At 64.0% G+C, this 19,132-nt stretch carries 18 protein-coding genes; 13 read left to right on the top strand and 5 right to left on the bottom strand.

The genetic code is table 11. From position 1 onward, the window contains the following. The first annotated feature begins 72 nt into the window (after window positions 1-72). Window positions 73-1,527 (top strand): 23S rRNA (uracil(1939)-C(5))-methyltransferase RlmD, encoded by a 1,455-nt coding sequence (gene rlmD, locus HV796_RS06095; protein ID WP_377693509.1) that lies wholly within the window; start codon window positions 73-75, stop codon window positions 1,525-1,527. Window positions 1,528-1,640: 113 nt separating this feature from the next. Here the strand turns inward: rlmD and HV796_RS06100 are convergent, their stop codons facing one another. Beyond that, complete coding sequence (locus HV796_RS06100) at window positions 1,641-2,504, bottom strand: outer membrane protein assembly factor BamD (RefSeq protein ID WP_175225577.1); 864 nt, start codon at window positions 2,502-2,504, stop codon at window positions 1,641-1,643. 50 nt (window positions 2,505-2,554) lie between these two features. On the opposite strand from HV796_RS06100, the gene HV796_RS06105 reads away from it, so the two are divergent. The 6 genes from HV796_RS06105 to phaR all read left to right on the top strand — a co-directional run bounded on the left by HV796_RS06105 (window position 2,555) and on the right by phaR (window position 10,098). Beyond that, entirely contained in the window at window positions 2,555-3,916 is a 1,362-nt protein-coding gene (locus HV796_RS06105; protein WP_175225578.1) for an RluA family pseudouridine synthase, read from the top strand. Continuing rightward, entirely contained in the window at window positions 3,913-4,749 is an 837-nt protein-coding gene (gene pgeF, locus HV796_RS06110; RefSeq protein ID WP_175225579.1) for a peptidoglycan editing factor PgeF, read from the top strand. The genes HV796_RS06105 and pgeF overlap by 4 nt, the downstream gene beginning before the upstream one ends. Window positions 4,750-5,219: 470 nt before the next feature. After that, entirely contained in the window at window positions 5,220-7,181 is a 1,962-nt protein-coding gene (gene phaC, locus HV796_RS06115; protein WP_175225580.1) for a class I poly(R)-hydroxyalkanoic acid synthase, read from the top strand. Between the two features lie 131 nt (window positions 7,182-7,312). After that, window positions 7,313-8,494 (top strand): acetyl-CoA C-acetyltransferase, encoded by a 1,182-nt coding sequence (locus HV796_RS06120; RefSeq protein ID WP_175225581.1) that lies wholly within the window; start codon window positions 7,313-7,315, stop codon window positions 8,492-8,494. Between the two features lie 158 nt (window positions 8,495-8,652). Further along, on the top strand, window positions 8,653-9,393 hold the full coding sequence (locus tag HV796_RS06125) for a 3-ketoacyl-ACP reductase (protein WP_175225582.1): 741 nt from the start codon (window positions 8,653-8,655) through the stop codon (window positions 9,391-9,393). A 132-nt stretch (window positions 9,394-9,525) separates the two neighbouring features. After that, entirely contained in the window at window positions 9,526-10,098 is a 573-nt protein-coding gene (phaR, locus tag HV796_RS06130; protein ID WP_175225583.1) for a polyhydroxyalkanoate synthesis repressor PhaR, read from the top strand. A 77-nt stretch (window positions 10,099-10,175) separates the two neighbouring features. Here phaR and HV796_RS06135 read toward each other — a convergent pair whose 3' ends face one another. After that, on the bottom strand, window positions 10,176-10,535 hold the full coding sequence (locus HV796_RS06135) for a helix-turn-helix domain-containing protein (protein ID WP_175225584.1): 360 nt from the start codon (window positions 10,533-10,535) through the stop codon (window positions 10,176-10,178). Further along, window positions 10,504-10,854, bottom strand: coding sequence for a type II toxin-antitoxin system RelE/ParE family toxin (locus tag HV796_RS06140; protein WP_175225585.1), 351 nt, complete (start codon window positions 10,852-10,854; stop codon window positions 10,504-10,506). Before HV796_RS06140 ends, HV796_RS06135 begins: the two co-directional genes overlap by 32 nt. Before the next feature lie 192 nt (window positions 10,855-11,046). Between HV796_RS06140 and rimO the strand changes: the two genes are divergently transcribed. The 5 genes from rimO to HV796_RS06165 all read left to right on the top strand — a co-directional run bounded on the left by rimO (window position 11,047) and on the right by HV796_RS06165 (window position 16,714). Further along, the gene (gene rimO / locus HV796_RS06145; RefSeq protein ID WP_377693505.1) at window positions 11,047-12,438 is read left to right on the top strand and encodes a 30S ribosomal protein S12 methylthiotransferase RimO; all 1,392 of its coding nucleotides are present in this window, start codon (window positions 11,047-11,049) and stop codon (window positions 12,436-12,438) included. 3 nt (window positions 12,439-12,441) lie between these two features. Next, on the top strand, window positions 12,442-13,380 hold the full coding sequence (locus tag HV796_RS06150; RefSeq protein WP_175225586.1) for a sugar kinase: 939 nt from the start codon (window positions 12,442-12,444) through the stop codon (window positions 13,378-13,380). A gap of 134 nt (window positions 13,381-13,514) precedes the next feature. Further along, window positions 13,515-14,699 carry a beta-ketothiolase BktB gene (gene bktB, locus HV796_RS06155; RefSeq protein ID WP_175225587.1) on the top strand — a complete coding sequence of 395 codons (1,185 nt, stop codon included), beginning with the start codon at window positions 13,515-13,517 and terminating at the stop codon, window positions 14,697-14,699. A gap of 79 nt (window positions 14,700-14,778) precedes the next feature. Continuing rightward, entirely contained in the window at window positions 14,779-15,435 is a 657-nt protein-coding gene (locus tag HV796_RS06160; RefSeq protein ID WP_175225588.1) for a hypothetical protein, read from the top strand. A 91-nt stretch (window positions 15,436-15,526) separates the two neighbouring features. After that, the gene (locus HV796_RS06165; RefSeq protein WP_175225589.1) at window positions 15,527-16,714 is read left to right on the top strand and encodes a cystathionine beta-lyase; all 1,188 of its coding nucleotides are present in this window, start codon (window positions 15,527-15,529) and stop codon (window positions 16,712-16,714) included. 136 nt (window positions 16,715-16,850) lie between these two features. Here the strand turns inward: HV796_RS06165 and serB are convergent, their stop codons facing one another. Both serB and HV796_RS45370 read right to left on the bottom strand, forming a co-directional pair. Then, on the bottom strand, window positions 16,851-17,696 hold the full coding sequence (gene serB, locus HV796_RS06170; protein WP_175225590.1) for a phosphoserine phosphatase SerB: 846 nt from the start codon (window positions 17,694-17,696) through the stop codon (window positions 16,851-16,853). Beyond that, entirely contained in the window at window positions 17,693-17,815 is a 123-nt protein-coding gene (locus tag HV796_RS45370; protein ID WP_281369763.1) for a hypothetical protein, read from the bottom strand. Before HV796_RS45370 ends, serB begins: the two co-directional genes overlap by 4 nt. Window positions 17,816-18,103: 288 nt before the next feature. Here HV796_RS45370 and ku point away from each other — a divergent pair, with 288 nt between their 5' ends. Then, complete coding sequence (gene ku, locus HV796_RS06175; protein WP_175225591.1) at window positions 18,104-19,057, top strand: non-homologous end joining protein Ku; 954 nt, start codon at window positions 18,104-18,106, stop codon at window positions 19,055-19,057. Window positions 19,058-19,132 lie beyond the last annotated feature (75 nt).

Genomic DNA, 19,132 nt, shown 5'->3' on the forward strand with positions numbered 1-19,132 from the left:
TCAAATCTCCGTCCGAGGTTGCCGTTCGTCTACAATCTCGCCTTCACTTCACAGTCTGTCAGGAAGTTGCTGGTGTCTCAAACCGTCCCTCGCCAAGCCTCACCTGCCGAAGCGCAAACCCGTGCGAATCAGGCAGCAAAACGCAAACCCGCTGCCGCGGGCGTCACCGCGCTGCCGCTCCCGCCAGCCACGCTACCGGTGCTCGACATCGAGTCGCTCGACATGGAAGCGCGCGGTGTTGGCCGCACCGTCACCGAAGACGGCACGCCGGGCAAGGTCATCTTCGTCGAGGGCGCGCTGCCCGGCGAACGCGTCACCTATTCGAGTTATAGAAGGAAGCCAAGTTTCGAGCAGGCGGTTGCGGTCGATATCCTGCGCGAAAGCGTGATTCGTACCAGGCCGCAGTGCCGCTTCTTTGGCACGTGCGGCGGCTGTTCAATGCAGCATCTGGATGTGCGTGCGCAGATCGCGGTCAAGCAGCGCGTGCTCGAAGACAACCTCGCGCACCTTGCGAAACTGCGCGCAGAGACGGTTTTCCGGCCGATCCATGGGCCGTCGTGGGGCTACCGCTACCGTGCGCGCCTGACGGTGCGCCATGTCGTGAAGAAGGGTGGCGTGCTGGTCGGTTTCCATGAACGCAAGAGCAGCTACGTAGCCGACATGACGAGCTGCGAAGTGCTGCCCCAGCCTGTTTCCGACCTGCTCGTGCCGCTGCGCAAACTGGTCGAAGGCCTGTCGATTCGCGATCGCATGCCGCAAATCGAACTCGCGGTCGGCGCGTCGGTCACGGCGCTCGTGCTGCGTGTGCTCGAGCCGATCAACGACGCCGACGAACAGCTGCTGCGCGAATTCGCCGACGCGCACAACGTGCAGTTCTGGCTGCAGCCGAAGGGACCGGACTCGGTCGTGCCGTTCTATCCGCTGGACGTGCAGCTCGATTACACGCTGCCGGAGTTCGGCATCCGCATGCCGTTTCTGCCGACCGATTTCACGCAGGTGAATCACCAGATCAACCGCGTGCTGGTTGGACGGGCGTTGCGACTGCTTGCGCCGGCGCGGTCCGATCGCGTGCTCGATCTGTTCTGCGGCATCGGCAACTTCACGCTGCCGCTCGCGAAACTCGCACGCGAAGTGGTCGGCATCGAAGGCAGCGAGACGCTGATCGCGCGTGCGTTGGCGAATGCGAAGGAAAACGGCGTCGACGGGCATACGTCGTTTGCGTGCCGCAACCTGTTCGAAGTCAGCGCCGACGATATGCGTGCACTGGGACACTTCGATAAATTCCTGATCGATCCGCCGCGCGAGGGGGCGCTCGCCGTATCGAAGGCGCTGGCCGATATCGCGCAAAGCGGGAGTGGTCCGTTGCCGCAGCGTATCGTGTACGTGTCGTGCAATCCGGCGACGCTCGCTCGCGACGCGGGTCTGCTCGTGCATGAAGCGGGTTATCGGCTGAAGGGCGCGGGCGTCGTGAACATGTTCCCGCATACGTCGCATGTCGAATCGATCGCGCTTTTCGAGCGGGACTGATCGCGCAACGGCGCACACCGCGCGACTGACAGCGCGGCGGCCGCTACGGTCTGCAAACAAAAACGCCACGGCATGCCGTGGCGTTTTTGTTTATACAGGTCAGTGTGGCTGCTTCAGAACTGCCACCATGACTTTTCCTTGCCTGGGCGCGCATGACCCGTGATGTACGGACTATCCGGGAACGTGCCTGCGAGTATGCGTTTCGTATCGTCGGCCAGCTGCGGCTGGTTGAGCTTGTCATACGACAGCCACATGATATGCAGCGCGTCTTCGATTGCCGGAGCGTTCTTGTACTCCTTGATCGCGAGTTGCGCGCGATTGATCGCGGCCACATACGCGCCGCGACGGTAGTAGTAGTCGGCGGCGTGCACCTCGTGCGAAGCGAGCGCGTTCACGATATAGCGCATGCGCTGCGCGGCATCCGGTGCGTACTTGCTTTGTGGGTACTTGTCGACGACGACCTTGAAGGCGTCATAGGACTCGCGCAGCGACTTCGGGTCGCGTTCGCTCATGTCCTGACCGGAGAAACGGCCAAAAAGGCCGAGGTCGTCGTTGAAGTGGATCATGCCCTTCAAATAGTACGCATAGGCGATATCGGGGTGATCCGGGTGGAGCTGGATAAAGCGGTCGATCGCCTGATCAGCCGCGGCGGTTTCACTGTCCTTCCAGTTGCAATACGCGACGTTGATCTGCGCCTGCTGCGCGAAATGGCCAAACGGGTCGCGACCCTCGAGCGCTTCGAAATACTTGGCGCACTTGCCCCAGTCACCACCGCTCAAGGCGTCTTGCGCCTCCGTATATAATTTGTTATTCGTCCATGTGGCCGTTTCATCGGTCTTCTCCGGCAGGCCGTGACACGCTGCGACCAGCGCGACCGCGCAGACGCACGCGATGTAACGCACGATACGCAGCGTCACGTGGCGCGGTTGTGCCGCCGCTCTTTGGGCCGTTTGGGTAATCATATTCAAGGCTCGCATTGTCCAGTCAAGCTTCACGTCAAGCGCTTTACGTCAGGTAACCAGTCTCGATGACCCGTTCTCATACTCCGGGTGCCACAGCCGGCGCGCGGAATAGCGACAAAGATTATAGCCGATGCGAAGCGCGCTCCGACGCTGCCGCGTCCGATCCCACCGATGCGCTCGACGACGATCTCGCTGCGGATGACGTACTTCGCCCGCCGCTCGCCCCCTCCATCGCAGGACGCGACGCGGGTGGTGCGATGGCCGGCGAAGCACCGCGCGTCGTCACCGTGCCGCCCGAACTCGCCGGCGAGCGGCTCGACAAGGTGCTCGCAAAGGTATTCCCCGAGTTCTCGCGCAGCCGGCTGCAAAGCTGGATCGAAGCACAGCGCGTGCAGGTTGACGGCATGCCGGCGAAAGTGCGGCAGCCGGTGCCACTGAACGCGACGATCGAACTCGTGCCGGATCTGCTGCCCGAGCAGCTTGCGTTTATACCGGAGCCGATACCGCTCGACATCGTCCATGAAGACGAGACCATCGTCGTGATCAACAAGCCCGCGGGGCTCGTCGTGCATCCGGCGGCGGGCAACTGGAGCGGCACCGTGTTGAACGGGCTGTTGCATCGCTACGGCGAGGCCGCTGCCGGCTTGCCGCGCGCGGGCATCGTGCATCGGCTCGACAAGGACACGTCGGGCCTGATGGTCGTCGCGCGCACGCTTGCCGCGCAGACGGATCTCGTGCGGCAGTTGCAGGCGCGTACGGTGAAGCGCCGTTATCTCGCGCTGGTATGGGGTGGCATGCCGGACGAAGGGACGATCGACGCGCCGATTGGGCGCGATCCGCGTGAGCGCACGCGCATGGCGGTCGTCAGCGGCGCGTCGGGCAAGCCTGCGCGGACGCATTTCCGGCGCGTCGCGACGATCGTGTGGGAACGGCAGCCGGTGTCGGCGATTCACTGCGATCTCGAAACCGGTCGCACGCATCAGATTCGCGTGCATTGTGCGCATACGGGCCACCCGCTGCTCGGCGATCCGGTGTATGGGCGCGCACGCGGCAAGCGTTCGGTGACGCCGCTGCCCGGCGGCTTCGCACGTCAGGCTTTGCACGCGTGGCGCCTTGGGCTGGTCCACCCTGAAACGCGCCGCACGATGCAATGGCGCGCCGAGGTGCCCGACGACCTGGCGGAACTCTGCGCGGCGCTCGGCTTTGACCGCGAGGAAGCGGACGATTTCGACGATGCCGACGATGATGCTTTCGATTCGATGCTCGACGATGATGACTCGACCGAACGGGAGGGCGAGTCCGAGGGCGAGGGGAGCGACGACGGGCATGATGCCGGCCACGCAGACTCGCCGCACGATGAAGACGATCGCGAAGCGCGCAACGACCCGCGCAACGACCCGCGCAACAAGAAGGATTCCCGCCGATGACATTCGCCGCGCTGACGTTTGCCGACGTGCTGCAACCCGACTGGCGCGTCGCGCCTCATGTGCGCGCGCTCGTCACGACCCGCAATGGGGGCGTGAGCCTGCCGCCGTTCGGCGGATGGCGTGACGGCGTCGACCAGCCGGGCGGCCTCAATCTTGGCTGGCGCACCGGCGACGATCCGGCGCATGTCGAAGCGAACCGTGCGCGGTTGAGCGCGCTCGTGGGCATTGCCGAGCCGGCATGGCTGTCACAGGTACATGGCGCGCATGTCGTGAGTGCGGACGATGTGCTCGCGAATGCGCGCGCAGGCGGCGCGCCGATACCAGCCGACGCGAGCGTGACCGACCGGCCGGGGACCGTATCGATTGTGATGATCGCCGACTGCATGCCGGTTCTGCTTTGCGACGCCGCCGGCCGCGCGGTCGGCGCCGCACATGCGGGCTGGCGCGGGCTCGCCGCGGGTGTCGTCGAGAACACGGCGCGGCGTGTCGCGGCGTTAGCCGGCGTCGCACCGTCGTCACTGCATGCGTACCTTGGACCGTGCATTGGGCCATCCACGTTCGAGGTGGGCGACGATGTGCGCGATGCATTTGTCGATGCGGCGGATGCGGCGCGGCGCGATGCGGTCGCAAGCGCGTTCGCGCCGCGCGCGCAGACCGCCGGCAAGTACCTTGCGGACTTGCCGGCGCTCGCGCGCGAGCGGCTTGCGCAACTCGGCGTGACGCAAGTCACCGGCGGGGATCAATGCACGTTCACGCAACGCGAGCGTTACTACTCATATCGGCGCGATCGCGTGACGGGCCGCATGGCCGCTCTGATCTGGCTCGCGAGCTAACGCACCGGGCGCGCCGCGGGTGGGCGTTGCCGGGCCGCGCGGCCCGCACTGGCGGGCTGCACACTGAGCGGGCCATGCGGCCGGCAACGGGCGGCTGAAGTGCGGAATTGCTGCGCCGCGACAACGCCTGCGCATCGCGGCGGAGGGGCTGGCTCCTGCTGGGTGACGCAGGGCGGCCGACCATCGGCACCCCCCGGAAAACCCTGATCTCACGGGCCGACTGTTTGATCAGCACGATTCGCATGGTGCGCTTGCGAAGACTCGTTCCCTTACATGGGGAAAACGATAATGAAAAAGATATCGCACTGCGGCAAAATCGGGATCAAGCATTGACATGCCTTGCAATGGGGCGCAAGAATGTTCCCCAACAATGGGACAGGGCGTAAGTGGCCGCGAGCTTTTCGCCGCCCGTGCGCGAAGGCACCTGCCTCTCAACCCGTCCGCGAGGACTCACCGGTCAAAAGCAGGGTATGGTGGCAGCTCAACACTCGTCGACTTCCTCACGCACGCACACTTCATCGGATCGCACGCAACAACAGTCGGGCGCGAATGCCGCCGGAGTTCATCAGTTATTTGACGCATGGTTGAACGCATGGCGTTCAATCGGCGCCCAGGCCGCGGCGAGCGGTAATCCGTTCTCGGTGCCGGGGATGTTCGCGGGGATGCCTGCGGGTGCGCCTGATTTCACGCAGGCGGCAGCAAGCATGCCGCAGTTCGCGGAACAGTTCTCCAAACAGTTCGTCCAGCCGTTCGCGCAAGCCGCGCAGGCGCCGGCGCTTCCCCAGGCTTTCACACAACCGTTTGCCGCGCTTGCTGGCATGAAGCTGCCGAGCGCGGCAATTCCGCCAGAGCGTCTTCACCAGTTGCAGGCCGACTATTCGCGTGACGCGATGCAGTTGTTCCAGCAGGCCACGCAGGCTTCGTCGGACGCCCCCGATCTGAAGGACAGGCGCTTCAGCGCGCAAGCGTGGAAGGCGACGCCGATCTATGCGTACATGGCGGCGTGGTATCTGCTGAACGCGCGTTATCTGCAGGAACTGGTCGATGCGCTCGACACCGATCCGAAGACCCGCGAGCGGATTCGTTTTGCGGTTCAGCAATGGACCGCGGCTGCTTCGCCGAGCAATTTTCTCGCGCTCAACCCCGAGGCGCAAAAGACGCTGCTCGAAAGTCATGGTGAAAGCCTGCGCCAGGGGGTGTTAAACCTGCTTGCCGATATGCAGCGCGGCAAGATATCGCAGACGGACGAGTCAGGTTTCGTGGTCGGCAAGAATCTCGCGACCACCGAAGGCTCGGTCGTGTTCGAGAACGATCTGATGCAACTGATCCAGTACAAGCCGCTCACCGCGTCGGTGCGCGAGCGGCCGCTGCTGATCGTGCCGCCTTGCATCAACAAGTTTTATATTCTCGATCTGCAGCCTGAGAACTCGCTGGTCGCGCATGCGCTCGAAGCGGGTCACCAGGTGTTTCTGATTTCATGGCGCAATGCGGATGCGTCGATCGCGCACAAGACGTGGGACGACTACGTCGAAGAGGGCGTGCTCGCCGCGATCAATACTGTGCGGCAGATCAGCGGGCGCGAGCAGATCAACACGCTCGGCTTTTGTGTCGGCGGCACGATGCTCGCCACTGCGCTCGCGGTGGCTGCGGCGCGCGGCGAACATCCGTGTGCGTCGATGACGCTGCTCACTGCGATGCTCGACTTTTGCGACACAGGCGTGCTCGATGTCTTCGTCGACGACGCGCATGTGCAGATGCGCGAGCAGACCATCGGTGGCAAGAACGGCACGCCGCCGGGGCTGATGCGCGGCATCGAGTTCGCAAACACGTTCTCGTTCCTGCGGCCTAACGACCTCGTCTGGAACTACGTGGTCGACAACTATCTGAAGGGCCGCACGCCGGTGCCGTTCGATCTGCTGTACTGGAACAGCGATTCGACCAGTCTGCCGGGCCCGATGTATGTCTGGTATCTGCGCAACACGTATCTCGAGAACAGCCTGCGCGAGCCGGGCAAGCTGACGGTGTGCGGCGAGCCGGTGGATCTGTCGCGCATCGATGTGCCGACATTTATCTACGGTTCGCGCGAAGACCATATCGTGCCGTGGCAAACCGCGTATGCATCGGTGCCGCTGCTCACTGGGCCGCTGAAGTTCGTGCTCGGCGCGTCCGGGCATATCGCAGGCGTCATCAATCCGCCGGCGAAGAAAAAGCGCAGCTACTGGGTATTGAGCGGCGACGAAAAAGCGTTGCCCGCCGGTGCGGATGAATGGTTTGGGCACGCCACCGAAACGCCCGGCAGCTGGTGGCCGGAATGGACTGCATGGCTCGACCATTACGCGGGCAAGAAAGTGAAGCCGCGCGCCGAAGCCGGTTCGGCCGAGTTTCCGGTGATCGAACCGGCGCCGGGGCGCTACGTGCAGCAACGTGAGTAGTGTCAGGGTGGTGCCCGACGCGCATGTGTCTGTGCATGAGGTCGGGCAGCAAAAGCAGTCGACGACTGAGCGGATCTTTAACTTGACGGGACACCGTGGCGTAAGCGGTCGCGGTACCGGAGGAAATCGAAATGACTGACGTAGTGATCGTATCGGCGGCCCGCACGGGCGTCGGCAAATTTGGCGGTTCGCTCGCGAAGATTCCCGCGCCCGAGCTCGGCGCCACGGTGATTCGCGCGGTGCTCGAACGCGCGGGCGTGAAGCCCGACCAGATTAGCGAAGTCATCATGGGCCAGGTGCTGACGGGCGGTTCCGGCCAGAACCCGGCACGCCAGGCGCTGATCAAGGCGGGCCTGCCGACGGCGGTGCCGGGCATGACGATCAACAAGGTGTGCGGCTCGGGCCTGAAGGCGGTGATGCTCGCGGCCAACGCGATCATCGCGGGGGAGGCGGAGATCATCGTCGCGGGCGGCCAGGAGAACATGAGCGCGGCGCCGCACGTGCTGCCGAATTCGCGCGACGGGTTCCGCATGGGCGACGTGAAGCTGATCGACAGCATGATCCATGACGGGCTGTGGGACGTGTACAACCAGTACCACATGGGCGTGACGGCGGAAAATGTCGCGCAGGAGTACGGCATTACGCGCGAGCAGCAGGACGCGTTCGCCGCGCTTTCGCAGAATAAGGCGGAAGCCGCACAGAAGTCCGGGCGTTTCAATGATGAGATCGTGCCGGTGCTGATTCCGCAGAAGAAGGGCGACCCGCTGGCGTTCGCGTCCGACGAGTTCGTGCGCCACGGCGTGACGGCAGAGGCGCTCGCGGGGTTGAAGCCGGCGTTTTCGAAGGAAGGGACGGTGACGGCCGCGAACGCGTCAGGCATCAACGACGGCGCCGCGGCAGTGGTGGTGATGTCGGCGAAGAAGGCCGAGGCGCTGGGCCTCAAGCCGCTCGCGCGGATCAAGGCGTACGCGAATGCGGGTGTCGATCCGAAGGTGATGGGCATGGGCCCGGTGCCGGCGTCGCGTCGCTGCCTTGAGCGGGCGGGCTGGAGCATCAACGATCTGGACCTCGCGGAAATCAACGAGGCGTTTGCGGCGCAGGCGCTTGCCGTGCACAAGCAGATGGGCTGGGACACGTCGAAGATCAACGTGAATGGCGGTGCGATCGCGATCGGTCACCCGATCGGCGCATCGGGCTGCCGGGTGCTCGTCACGCTGCTGCATGAAATGCAGAAGCGCGATGCGAAGCGCGGCCTTGCGTCGTTGTGTATTGGCGGCGGGATGGGCGTGGCGCTCGCGGTCGAGCGTCCCTGACGCAGTGAGCGCCGGCGGCGCCATGCAACATGCGTGGCCGCCGGCGCGGATCGCCGCAATAGGCCGGTTAGCCCGCTGGCCGGTCGACGGCGAACAGGGAGTAGCAACGCAGGAGGTGGCCGGCCGGCGCTTCCGCAAACGATAATGGAGTCAGATTTATGTCACAGCGAATCGCGTACGTAACAGGCGGCATGGGCGGTATCGGCACGGCTATCTGCCAGCGCCTCAACAAGCAAGGCTTCAAGGTGATCGCCGGCTGTGGCCCGAACTCGCCGCGCCGGACCAAATGGCTCGAAGACCAGAAGGCGCTCGGGTTCGATTTCGTTGCGTCGGAAGGTAACGTCGGCGACTGGGATTCGACGAAGGCGGCGTTCGACAAGGTCAAGAGCGAATGTGGCGAGATTGACGTGCTGGTCAACAATGCGGGCATTACGCGCGACGTCGTGTTCCGCAAGATGACGCACGAAGACTGGACCGCGGTGATCGACACGAACCTGACGAGCCTCTTCAATGTCACGAAGCAGGTGATCGACGGCATGGTCGAGCGTGGCTTTGGCCGCATCATCAATATTTCGTCGGTGAATGGCCAGAAAGGTCAGTTCGGTCAAACGAACTACTCGACCGCGAAGGCCGGCATTCACGGCTTCACGATGTCGCTCGCGCAGGAAGTGGCCACCAAGGGCGTGACGGTCAATACCGTTTCGCCCGGCTACATCGGCACGGACATGGTGAAGTCGATTCGCCCCGACGTGCTGGAGAAAATCGTCGCGACGATTCCGGTGCGCCGGCTCGGCTCGCCGGATGAAATCGCGTCAATCGTCGCGTGGCTGGCTTCGGAAGAATCCGGCTTTGCAACAGGCGCCGACTTCTCGTTGAACGGCGGCCTGCATATGGGCTGATCCGCGCGGACTTCCGCTCGCACGAGCGGAGGACTGCATGGTTCAGGTGTGTCTGGCGGCGTCCCGCGCAGGCAGCTGCATTGCTTTCGAGGGGCGCCGTTTCCGCGCTGCACTGGCGCTCAAAGGCGTTACATGACCACTACTACAAAGAAAACAGCCGAACGACTCATCAAGAAATATCCGAACCGTCGACTGTACGATACGGAGACCAGCACCTATATCACGCTGACCGACGTCAAGCAGCTGGTGCTGGATCAGGAGGAATTCAAGGTCATCGATGCCAAGAGCAACGAAGACCTGACGCGCAGCATTCTGCTGCAGATCATTCTTGAAGAGGAGAGCGGCGGCTTACCGATGTTCTCGTCGCTGATGCTGTCGCAGATCATCCGCTTCTACGGCCATGCGATGCAGGGGATGATGGGCACGTATCTGGAAAAGAACATCCAGGCGTTCATCGACATCCAGAACAAGCTCGCGGACCAGTCGAAGGGCCTTTACGAAGGCAAGACGATGAACCCCGAGGTGTGGTCGCAGTTCATGAACATGCAGGCGCCGATGATGCAGGGCATGATGACGAGCTACATCGAGCAATCGAAGAACATGTTCGTGCAGATGCAGGAGCAGATGCAGAACCAGGCGAAGACGATGTTCAGCTCGTTCCCGTTTACGCAGGCTACGCCGAACCCGGAGCCGGAGAAGAAGTAGTGCGCCCCGCGGCCGCCCCGTGACGCATACGGCCGCGGCCCGTGATCGGCGCGCGGCACCGCCGCCGCGCGTGGTGGTTATGCGAACGAAATGACGAGTCTCTTGCCGCACGCGGCGGCATACTTGCGCAGCGTCGCGAATGACGGCGAGTGTTTTTCACTGGTGAGCGAAGCTTCGAGGCGCGACACGGCGGACGCGGTCGTGCCCATGCGTTCGGCGATTTGTGCCTGCGTGAGTCCCGCCTCACGGCGCGCCGACAAAATTACGCGCAGCGCCGAATATTCGTCGTCCAACGCATCGTAGGCGGCGCGCACGCCGGGCTTCTCGAGCAATTGCTCGGTGTCGGCCTTCGTATGAGCGACCGGGACGAACGCGCCGGGATCGCTATCGCGCCGTGTTGTTGCCTTAGCTATTACCTTGGCGAGTGCCTTGGCCATTGCGTACCTCCTTCAAACGCTTGCGAGCCGTGCGCAGTTCGTCCTGAGGCGTTTCCTCCGTTTTCTTGACGAAGGAATGCAGGACGACGACTTGCCGGTCCACATGCATACAGTAAAACACGCGCCCGATGCCTTCCTGGCCACGCGGGCGCAACTCGAACAGACCGTCGCCCATGGCGCGCGAGTGCGGCATACGCAAGTCCGCGCCGAACTCTTCCATGACTTCGACGAGCCGCAGATAGCTTGCGAGAATACCGTCTGGCAGTGCAAAGACGTCACGTTTGACCCGGTCGTTAAAATAGACAACGTTCCAGGTCATGGGCATATATTAGCAAATTTGCTATCTACACGCAAGCACTGCGCGTGGATCAGGCAAGTAAGGAAAGCGGGCTGACTCATTCGAACTCTGTCCTTCCGCAGCGGCGGCTGCGGGTAAAATGCGGTCAGCCAGTCTATCTTCGGGGCGATTTTTGCGCCCCTCGTCCGGAAGTACTAAGTTGAATACCCTAAGTTGAATACCATTACACACCCCAGCAATAAGCCGTCGGCGACGCCGAAGGTAGGATTCGTCTCACTCGGCTGCCCGAAAGCCTTGGTCGATTCCGAACAGATCATCACGCAGCTGCGTGCCGAAGGTTACGAAATCTCCGGCACCTACGATGGTGCGGACCTTGTCGTCGTCAATACCTGCGGCTTTATCGACGAAGCCGTGCAGGAAAGCCTCGATGCGATCGGCGAAGCGCTGACCGAAAACGGCAAGGTGATCGTCACCGGCTGTCTCGGCGCGAAAAAGAGTGCGAGCGGCTCGGGCCTCATCGAGGAGGTGCATCCGAAGGTGCTGGCGGTGACCGGTCCTCATGCAGTCGGCGAAGTGATGCAGGCGGTGCACAGCCATTTGCCGAAGCCGCATGACCCCTTTGTCGATCTGGTGCCCGCGGCCGGCGTGAAGCTCACGCCGCGTCACTACGCCTATCTGAAGATCTCCGAGGGCTGCAACCACCGCTGCACGTTCTGCATCATTCCGTCGATGCGCGGCGACCTCGTGTCGCGGCCGGTCGCCGAGGTGATGCTCGAGGCGGAGAATCTGTTCAAGTCCGGCGTGAAGGAACTGCTCGTCATATCGCAAGATACGAGCGCCTACGGAGTCGACGTCAAATACCGCACCGGCTTCTGGAACGGCAAGCCGATCAAGACGCGCATGACGGACCTCGTCGCCGCGCTCGGCGAACTGGCCGCGCAATATGGTGCATGGGTGCGGCTGCACTATGTCTATCCGTACCCGAGCGTCGACGACGTCATTCCGATGATGGCCGAAGGGCCGTTCAAGGGCCATGTGTTGCCGTATCTCGACGTGCCGTTCCAGCACGCGCACCCGGAGGTGCTCAAGCGGATGAAACGGCCGGCCAACGCGGAGAAGGTCCTCGAGCGGGTGCGCGCCTGGCGCGAGATCTGCCCGGATCTGACCATCCGCAGTACCTTCATCGCCGGCTTTCCGGGCGAGACCGACGAGCAGTTCGAAACGCTGCTCGACTTTATCCGCGAGGCGGAATTGGACCGCGTCGGCTGCTTTGCATATTCGCCGGTCGAGGGCGCGAGCGCGAACGAGCTCGATGGCGCGCTGCCCGACGACGTCCGCGAAGCGCGTCGCGCGCGCTTTATGGAAGTGGCGGAACAGGTGTCCGCGAAGCGGATCGCACGCAAGGTCGGCAAGACGCTGAAAGTGCTCGTCGACGAAATCAATGCCGACGGTGGCATCGGCCGCACCGCGGCGGATGCGCCGGAAATCGACGGCGTCGTCTATATCGCGCCGGCCACGAAGGCGTCGAAGCGCTACAAGGTCGGCGATTTCGTGTCGGTGAAAATCTCCGGTGCGGACGGCCACGATCTGTGGGGCGAGGTCTGAGCCATGGCGAGTCTCGCGCAAACCGACGCGCCGGACATTCTCGCGCTCGGCGAGGCGATGGTCGAATTCAACCAGGCGCAGCCCGGCGAGCCCCGCTGGCTACAAGGCTTCGGCGGCGATACCTCGAACTTCTGCATCGCCGCCGCGCGACAGGGCGCGGCGGTGGGTTTCGTGTCGGCCGTCGGCCGCGACCGGTTCGGCGAGTTACTACTCGACCTGTGGCGAAGCGAACGGGTCGACACGTCGTGTGTGCGCGTCGATGAAAGCGCGCCGACCGGTGTGTACTTCGTGTCGCATGGTCCCACCGGTCACCAGTTCGACTATCTGCGCGCCGGTTCCGCCGCAAGCCGCTATGCGCCGCACGATCTGCCACTCGATACGCTTACCGCGGCGAAGGTCGTGCATCTATCGGGCATCAGCCTTGCAATCAGTGTGAGCGCTTGCGATGCGGCGTTCGCCGCGCTTGACCATGCACGCACGCGCGGCGTGCGCGTCAGCTTCGATACGAACCTGAGGCTCAAGCTGTGGCCGCTCGCGCGCGCACGCGCGGTGATGCTCGAAGCGATACGTCAGTGCGACATCTGCCTGCCGAGCTGGGATGATGTCACGGCGCTCACGGGTTTGGCGCAGCGCGACGAGATCGTCGATTTCCTTCTCACGCAGGGCCCGCACATCGTCGCCTTGAAGCTCGGCCGCGACGGCGCCTATGTGGCGACGCGCGACGAACGGCGCGTCGTGCCCGCGTTCGAGGTGAACGCAGTCGATGCGACCGGCGCGGGCGACTGTTTCGGCGGCGCATTCGTCGCGCGCCTCGTGGCCGGCGACGACCCGTTTGCCGCCGCGCGTTATGCGAATGCGGCGGCCGCGCTGTCGACGCAAGGTTACGGCGCGGTCGCGCCGATTCCATTTCGCGCGACCGTCGAGCGGTTGCTCGCCGCATAGCCAGGCGGCGCGGCATCGGCGTGTCATGGGTCCGTCATCGGTTGACTGGCGCGCGTAGCCCGGTCGGCGCGATATCCGCGTGGCCCGCAACGGGCGTCGGCAGACATTCAGGACATACCAGGGAGGAGCAAGCGATGCAACGTGAAGTGATAGTGGCAAGCGGCGTGCGCACGGCGATCGGCGACTTCGGCGGCAGTCTGAAGGATATCGCCCCCACCGACCTCGCGGCGCGCGTCGTGCGGGAAGCATTGTCGCGCGCGAGCGTCGCTGGCGACGAGGTCGGCCACGTCGTCTTCGGCAATGTGATCCACACCGAACCGAAGGATATGTACCTCGCGCGCGTGGCGGCACTCGATGGCGGCGTCGCGCAGCATGCGCCCGCGCTGACCGTGAACCGGCTATGCGGGTCGGGGCTGCAGGCGGTCGTCTCCGCCGCGCAAAGCGTGCTGCTCGGCGACGCGGACATCGCGATCGCCGGCGGTGCTGAAAGCATGAGCCGCGCGCCGTACGTGTTGCCGGCTGCGCGTTTGGGCCAGCGGATGGGAGACGCACGCGTGGTCGACATGATGCTTGGTGCGCTCAACGATCCGTTCCAGGCGATTCACATGGGTGTCACCGCGGAAAACGTCGCGCGCCAATACGGCATCACGCGCGATGCGCAGGATGCGCTCGCACTGGAATCGCATCGACGCGCGGCACGCGCGACGGCCGGCGGTTATTTCAAGGAACAGATCCTGCCGGTCACCATCGCATCGAAGAAAGGCGAGACCGTGTTCGACACCGACGAGCATGTGCGCGTCGACGCGAAAGCGGAAGACTTCGCGAAACTGAAGCCGGTGTTCGCAAAGGAGAACGGCACAGTGACGGCCGGTAACGCGTCGGGTCTGAACGACGCGGCCGCCGCGCTCGTGCTGATGGAGCGCGAGGTCGCGCACCAACGCGGAGTACAGCCGCTCGGGCGGCTGGTCGCGTATGCGCATGCCGGGGTCGATCCGGCGTATATGGGCATCGGGCCGGTACCGGCCACGCGCAAGGCGCTCGCGCGCGCCGGCCTGACGGTTGCGGATCTCGATGTGATCGAGGCGAACGAAGCGTTCGCTGCGCAAGCGTGCGCGGTCAGCAACGAACTTGGACTTGATCCCGCGAAGGTCAACCCGAACGGCTCGGGCATTTCGCTTGGCCACCCAATCGGTGCGACCGGCGCGTTGCTGACCGTAAAGGCGCTATATGAGCTGCGGCGCACCGGCGGCCGCTATGCGCTCGTGACAATGTGCATCGGCGGCGGCCAGGGCATTGCCGCGATTTTCGAGCGTCTTTAGCGCAGCGAGCAGGCGCCGCCCGCTCGACTCCACCGCGGCGCCGTATGACCAGCAGGGCACGCATCACAAGGAACGACGAATGCAGCATATCAAGCCGAACGGCGCCCGTGCACGCACGCGCGGCACACTCCGGATAGCGGCGACCGCAGTGATCGTTGCGCTCGCATCGATCGCGCCCGCAGCCCATGCGCAAAGCAACGCGGTGAAGGAACTGGCCGCGCCGCCGCCGATCCAGCTACCGCTCAAGCCGAACGCGGAGTACGCGAAATTCCCACGCTATGCTGGCATGCTTGGCGCCCGGCAGATCGTCTTGCGACTCGGGCCGAAAACGGACGATCCGTCCGGCGTGCATGGCGAATATCAGTTTACCGATACAGGCGAGGTGATCCTGATCGCAGGCGACCGTGAGGACACGACGCTCGAAGTCGAAGAGTCGAACGATGGTACGCATATCACGGGTAATTGGGTCGGCAAGTTCGCGGCCGATGGCACGCTGTCGGGCGAACGGATGAACGTCGACGATTCGAATCCGCAGGAGTTCGATCTGCGTCCGTTGGCAGCGGGTGCGCCGGTGCCGCCGCCAGGCGCGCCCGCCACGCAGGGCAACGCGCAGTCGGCCACCTCGACATCCGCAAGCACGCCGGCCGGGGCTACGACGCCTTCCGGCGCAGCAGGCGGCGGCCAGGCCGGTGGGCAGCCGGTCAATGGCGTGAGCAACCTGCGTACCGGCGAGTGACGCCGCTCAACGGGGCGGCGTCCGGTCACACCCGGCCGCGCGCCGCCCTTCAACCCTTTCCCACCAACAGACGCGAAAACGGGAAGCCGACATGACTCAATCCCCTCCGAAGCACGGCCTGCAAACGCGCATCGTCCATCCGCACGATGATCTGACGCCGGGTTTCGAATCGTTCTCCGTACCGGTCGCGCGGGCGTCGACGGTGATCTTTCCGGACCTCGCGACGATGCGCGCCCTCGACTGGCGCAATGACGCGCAGTGGCGCTACGGCCTGCACGCGACGCCGACCTCGATCGCGCTCGCGCAGCGGCTCGCGGCGCTCGAAGGCGGCCATCATGCGTTGTTGCAGCCGTCCGGACTGTCGTCGATCTCCAACGTTTACTTCGCATTCGTCAAGTCGGGCGACGACGTGCTGATTCCGGATAACGCCTACTCGCCGAACCGCGACCATGGAGACTGGCTCGCACGCGATTTCGGCGTCAGCGCGCGGTACTACGACCCGATGATCGGCGCGCGCATCGCCGATCTGATCCAGCCGAATACCCGCCTGATCTGGCTCGAGGCGCCGGGCTCGGTGACGATGGAAGTGCCCGACATTCCTGCGATTACCGCAGTGGCGCGGGCGCGCAACGTCGTGACCGCGATCGACAATACATGGTCAGCGGGCATTGCGTTCCGGCCGTTCGAGCATGGCGTCGATATCTCGGTGCAGGCGCTGACCAAGTATCAGTCAGGCGGCGCCGACGTGCTGATGGGCGCGACCATCACGGCCGAGCAGACGTTGCACCACAAGCTGAAGCTGGCGCGGATGCGCATGGGGATCGGCGTTTCGTCGGATGACTGCTCGCTGATTCTGCGTAGCCTGCCCACCATGCAGGTGCGTTTTCAGCAGCACGACCGCACGGCGCTCGCGCTCGCGACATGGCTAAAGACGCGGCCCGAAATTGCGGCGGTGCTGCATCCGGCGTTGCCGGACTGCCCCGGCCACGCGTTTTATCAGCGCGATTTCACGGGCGCCGGCGGACTTTTCTCGGTGGTGTTCGATAAGCGCTACAGCCCCGCGCAGATCGACACGTTCTGCGAGTCGCTCGAACTCTTTGCGATCGGCTGGAGCTGGGGCGGCGCCGCGAGCCTTGTGATGCCGTACGACATCGCGTCGATGCGCAGCGCGTCCGACTGGCCACACGGCGGCACGCTGGTGCGCTTTTATATGGGCCTCGAGGAAGAGGCGGACTTGCGCGCGGATATCGAACATTGCCTCAACGCGCTGGCGGGCTGAGGCCTGTCGGCACCGCATCGCGCAGCAAGGGGTTGCGACCGTCGCCCCGACCGGCCGCGGTCGCGTCGTACGTTCGAGCCGCAATTCGCGCCGAGGCATTAGGCCGAAATTCGGGCCGAGAATTCAGGCCGAGCGCTCAGGCGGAAAAGAGCCGCAGCAATCCGTCCAGTCCGACGAAATTGAACGCGACGTTCGCTGCCTCGCGCACCACCGGCTTCGCGCGAAACGCGACAGACAACCCCGCGAGTTCCATCATTTTCAGGTCGTTTGAGCCGTCGCCGAGCGCAATCGCGCGGCGCGGTTCGATGCCGAGTTTCGCGCACGCGTCGCGCAGCGTACGCGCCTTCACATCCGCATTGACGATCTCGCCGAGCACGCGTCCAGTCAGCTTGCCGTCGACGATTTCCAGCGTATTGGCGCGCGTGAAATCGAGGGCGAGGCGCGCCTGCAGTTTTTCGGTGAAAAACGTGAAGCCGCCCGATACCAGCAGCGTTTTGAGTCCGGCTGCCTTCGCGCCCGCGAGCATTCGTTCGGCGCCCGGAGACAATTGCAGACGCTCTTCGTAAACCCGTTCAAGCGCGCTCGCGTCGAGTCCCTTCAGCAACGCGACGCGGCGTGTCAGACTTTCGTTGAAGTCCTTGATCTCGCCACGCATCGACGCTTCGGTGATCGCGGCCACCTCTGCCTTGAGCCCGCAGAAGTCCGCGACCTCATCGATGCATTCGATGGTGATGAGCGTCGAATCCATGTCCATCGCAACGAGGCCGAAATCGGTGAGACGCAAGCCTGGCTTGATAAACGCGTAGTCAAGCTGGTGTGTGCCGCAGTACACGTCGAGGTCGGCACGCTGCGCCGGATTCACGTTGTCGATGCGGATCGCGTGCTCATCGATGACGATGGCGGGTGAGCCGTGCGCGAGCGCGACGAGCGGCCTGCGATGATCGTCGGAAAGCGGGGCGGGGCTTTGGATAACGAGGTTCATGTCGACGCGCAATGGGCGCTGATGAGGATGCGGAAGAGGGCGCGGAAAATGCCGGTATTGTAGCGGGTCTGCGCCGCGCGCCGAACCTGGCCGGGTTCGCGTTCATACTGATCGCTCATACAGGCCCGCCAGCCGCACCGGCGTGCCTACGCGCGGCGGCCGCGCGCGCTTTCGTGGCTTCGCACCGGCGTGCTGCGAGGTCGGCGTTTCGAACCGTTCGTGACATAACGAGTGACGCAAACGCCCCCGCTGTGCTACGCCCGTATCTTTTGCCGCAGGCGAAGCAAGACTTACAGGCCATTCAAAGCCGCTGCGCGCACGAGGTGCACATGCGCTACGCGTCGCGCGCCTGCAGCCGCGTGGCATGTTTGCTGCTTCTGCTGAAGTCTGAACGTGGGGAGCGCACGATGGCACACATGATCTGGAAAGGCGCGATCAGCTTCGGACTTGTACACGTGCCGGTGCAGTTGTACCCGGCGACGCAGTCGGAGAAGGTTGGCTTCAATCTGCTCGACAAGCGTTCGATCGATCCGATCGGGTACAAGCAGATCAACAAGCGCACCGGCAAGGAGGTGGCGCGTGACAACATCGTGCGCGGCGTCGAATACGAAAAGGGCAAGTATGTCGTGATGTCGGATGCGGAAATCCGCGCGGCGAACCCCGAATCGACGCAGACCGTCGATATCCTCGCGTTTGTTGAAGCGCCTGAGATTTCATTTCTGTATCTCGATACGCCGTACTATCTCGCGCCCGATCGCAAGGGCGAAAAGGTGTACGCGCTGCTGCGCGAGGCGCTAAAAGACAGCGGCAAGGTCGGTATCGCGCAGGTCGTGATACACAACAAGCAGCACCTCGCGGTGCTGATTCCGCTCGGGCGGGTACTTGCGCTGAATACGCTGCGCTGGTCCGCCGAGGTACGTTCGTACGACGAACTGAAATTGCCCGGCGAAAATCCGAAGCAGGCAGGCATCAGCGCACGGGAGCTCAATATGGCGAAGAAGCTGATCGACGACATGAGCGACAGGTGGGACCCATCCGCGTATCACGATACGTTTCACGACGACATCATGGCGCTCGTTGATCGCAAGCTGCGCGCGGGCAAGACCGAGGAGGTCGGCGAGGTCGAGGAATCGCGCGAAAGACCGCGCAGCGCCGATATTCTGGATCTGTCGGATTTGCTCAAACGCAGCCTCGGGCGTGATCGACGAAAGCCGACGCGCAAGGCGGCGGCCGTCGGCGCGAGCAATGAAGAGGACGCCGCCGAGGCCGGTGCGCATCCCGCGTCGCGCCGCACCAGGAACAACGCGCAGGCGCGGCGCGCCACGAGCGGTTCGGCGGCACGTAAGCGCCGCGCGGCATGACTGCGTGGCCGAATAGGCCAACGCGCGCATACCCGTACACGCACGACGCAACGAAGCAAACCGCGAAGCAAACCG

The organism is Paraburkholderia humisilvae, from assembly GCF_902859855.1.
Classification (GTDB): Bacteria; Pseudomonadota; Gammaproteobacteria; order Burkholderiales; family Burkholderiaceae; genus Paraburkholderia; species Paraburkholderia humisilvae.

Coding starts and splice junctions, on each gene's coding strand:
- HV796_RS06100 (WP_175225577.1), bottom strand. CDS start 2,504: ATGCGAGCCTTGAATATGATTACCCAAACGGCCCAAAGAGCGGCGGCA.
- HV796_RS06105 (WP_175225578.1), top strand. CDS start 2,555: ATGACCCGTTCTCATACTCCGGGTGCCACAGCCGGCGCGCGGAATAGC.
- pgeF (WP_175225579.1), top strand. CDS start 3,913: ATGACATTCGCCGCGCTGACGTTTGCCGACGTGCTGCAACCCGACTGG.
- phaC (WP_175225580.1), top strand. CDS start 5,220: ATGGTGGCAGCTCAACACTCGTCGACTTCCTCACGCACGCACACTTCA.
- HV796_RS06120 (WP_175225581.1), top strand. CDS start 7,313: ATGACTGACGTAGTGATCGTATCGGCGGCCCGCACGGGCGTCGGCAAA.
- HV796_RS06125 (WP_175225582.1), top strand. CDS start 8,653: ATGTCACAGCGAATCGCGTACGTAACAGGCGGCATGGGCGGTATCGGC.
- phaR (WP_175225583.1), top strand. CDS start 9,526: ATGACCACTACTACAAAGAAAACAGCCGAACGACTCATCAAGAAATAT.
- HV796_RS06135 (WP_175225584.1), bottom strand. CDS start 10,535: ATGGCCAAGGCACTCGCCAAGGTAATAGCTAAGGCAACAACACGGCGC.
- HV796_RS06140 (WP_175225585.1), bottom strand. CDS start 10,854: ATGACCTGGAACGTTGTCTATTTTAACGACCGGGTCAAACGTGACGTC.
- HV796_RS06150 (WP_175225586.1), top strand. CDS start 12,442: ATGGCGAGTCTCGCGCAAACCGACGCGCCGGACATTCTCGCGCTCGGC.
- bktB (WP_175225587.1), top strand. CDS start 13,515: ATGCAACGTGAAGTGATAGTGGCAAGCGGCGTGCGCACGGCGATCGGC.
- HV796_RS06160 (WP_175225588.1), top strand. CDS start 14,779: ATGCAGCATATCAAGCCGAACGGCGCCCGTGCACGCACGCGCGGCACA.
- HV796_RS06165 (WP_175225589.1), top strand. CDS start 15,527: ATGACTCAATCCCCTCCGAAGCACGGCCTGCAAACGCGCATCGTCCAT.
- serB (WP_175225590.1), bottom strand. CDS start 17,696: ATGAACCTCGTTATCCAAAGCCCCGCCCCGCTTTCCGACGATCATCGC.
- HV796_RS45370 (WP_281369763.1), bottom strand. CDS start 17,815: ATGAGCGATCAGTATGAACGCGAACCCGGCCAGGTTCGGCGCGCGGCG.
- ku (WP_175225591.1), top strand. CDS start 18,104: ATGGCACACATGATCTGGAAAGGCGCGATCAGCTTCGGACTTGTACAC.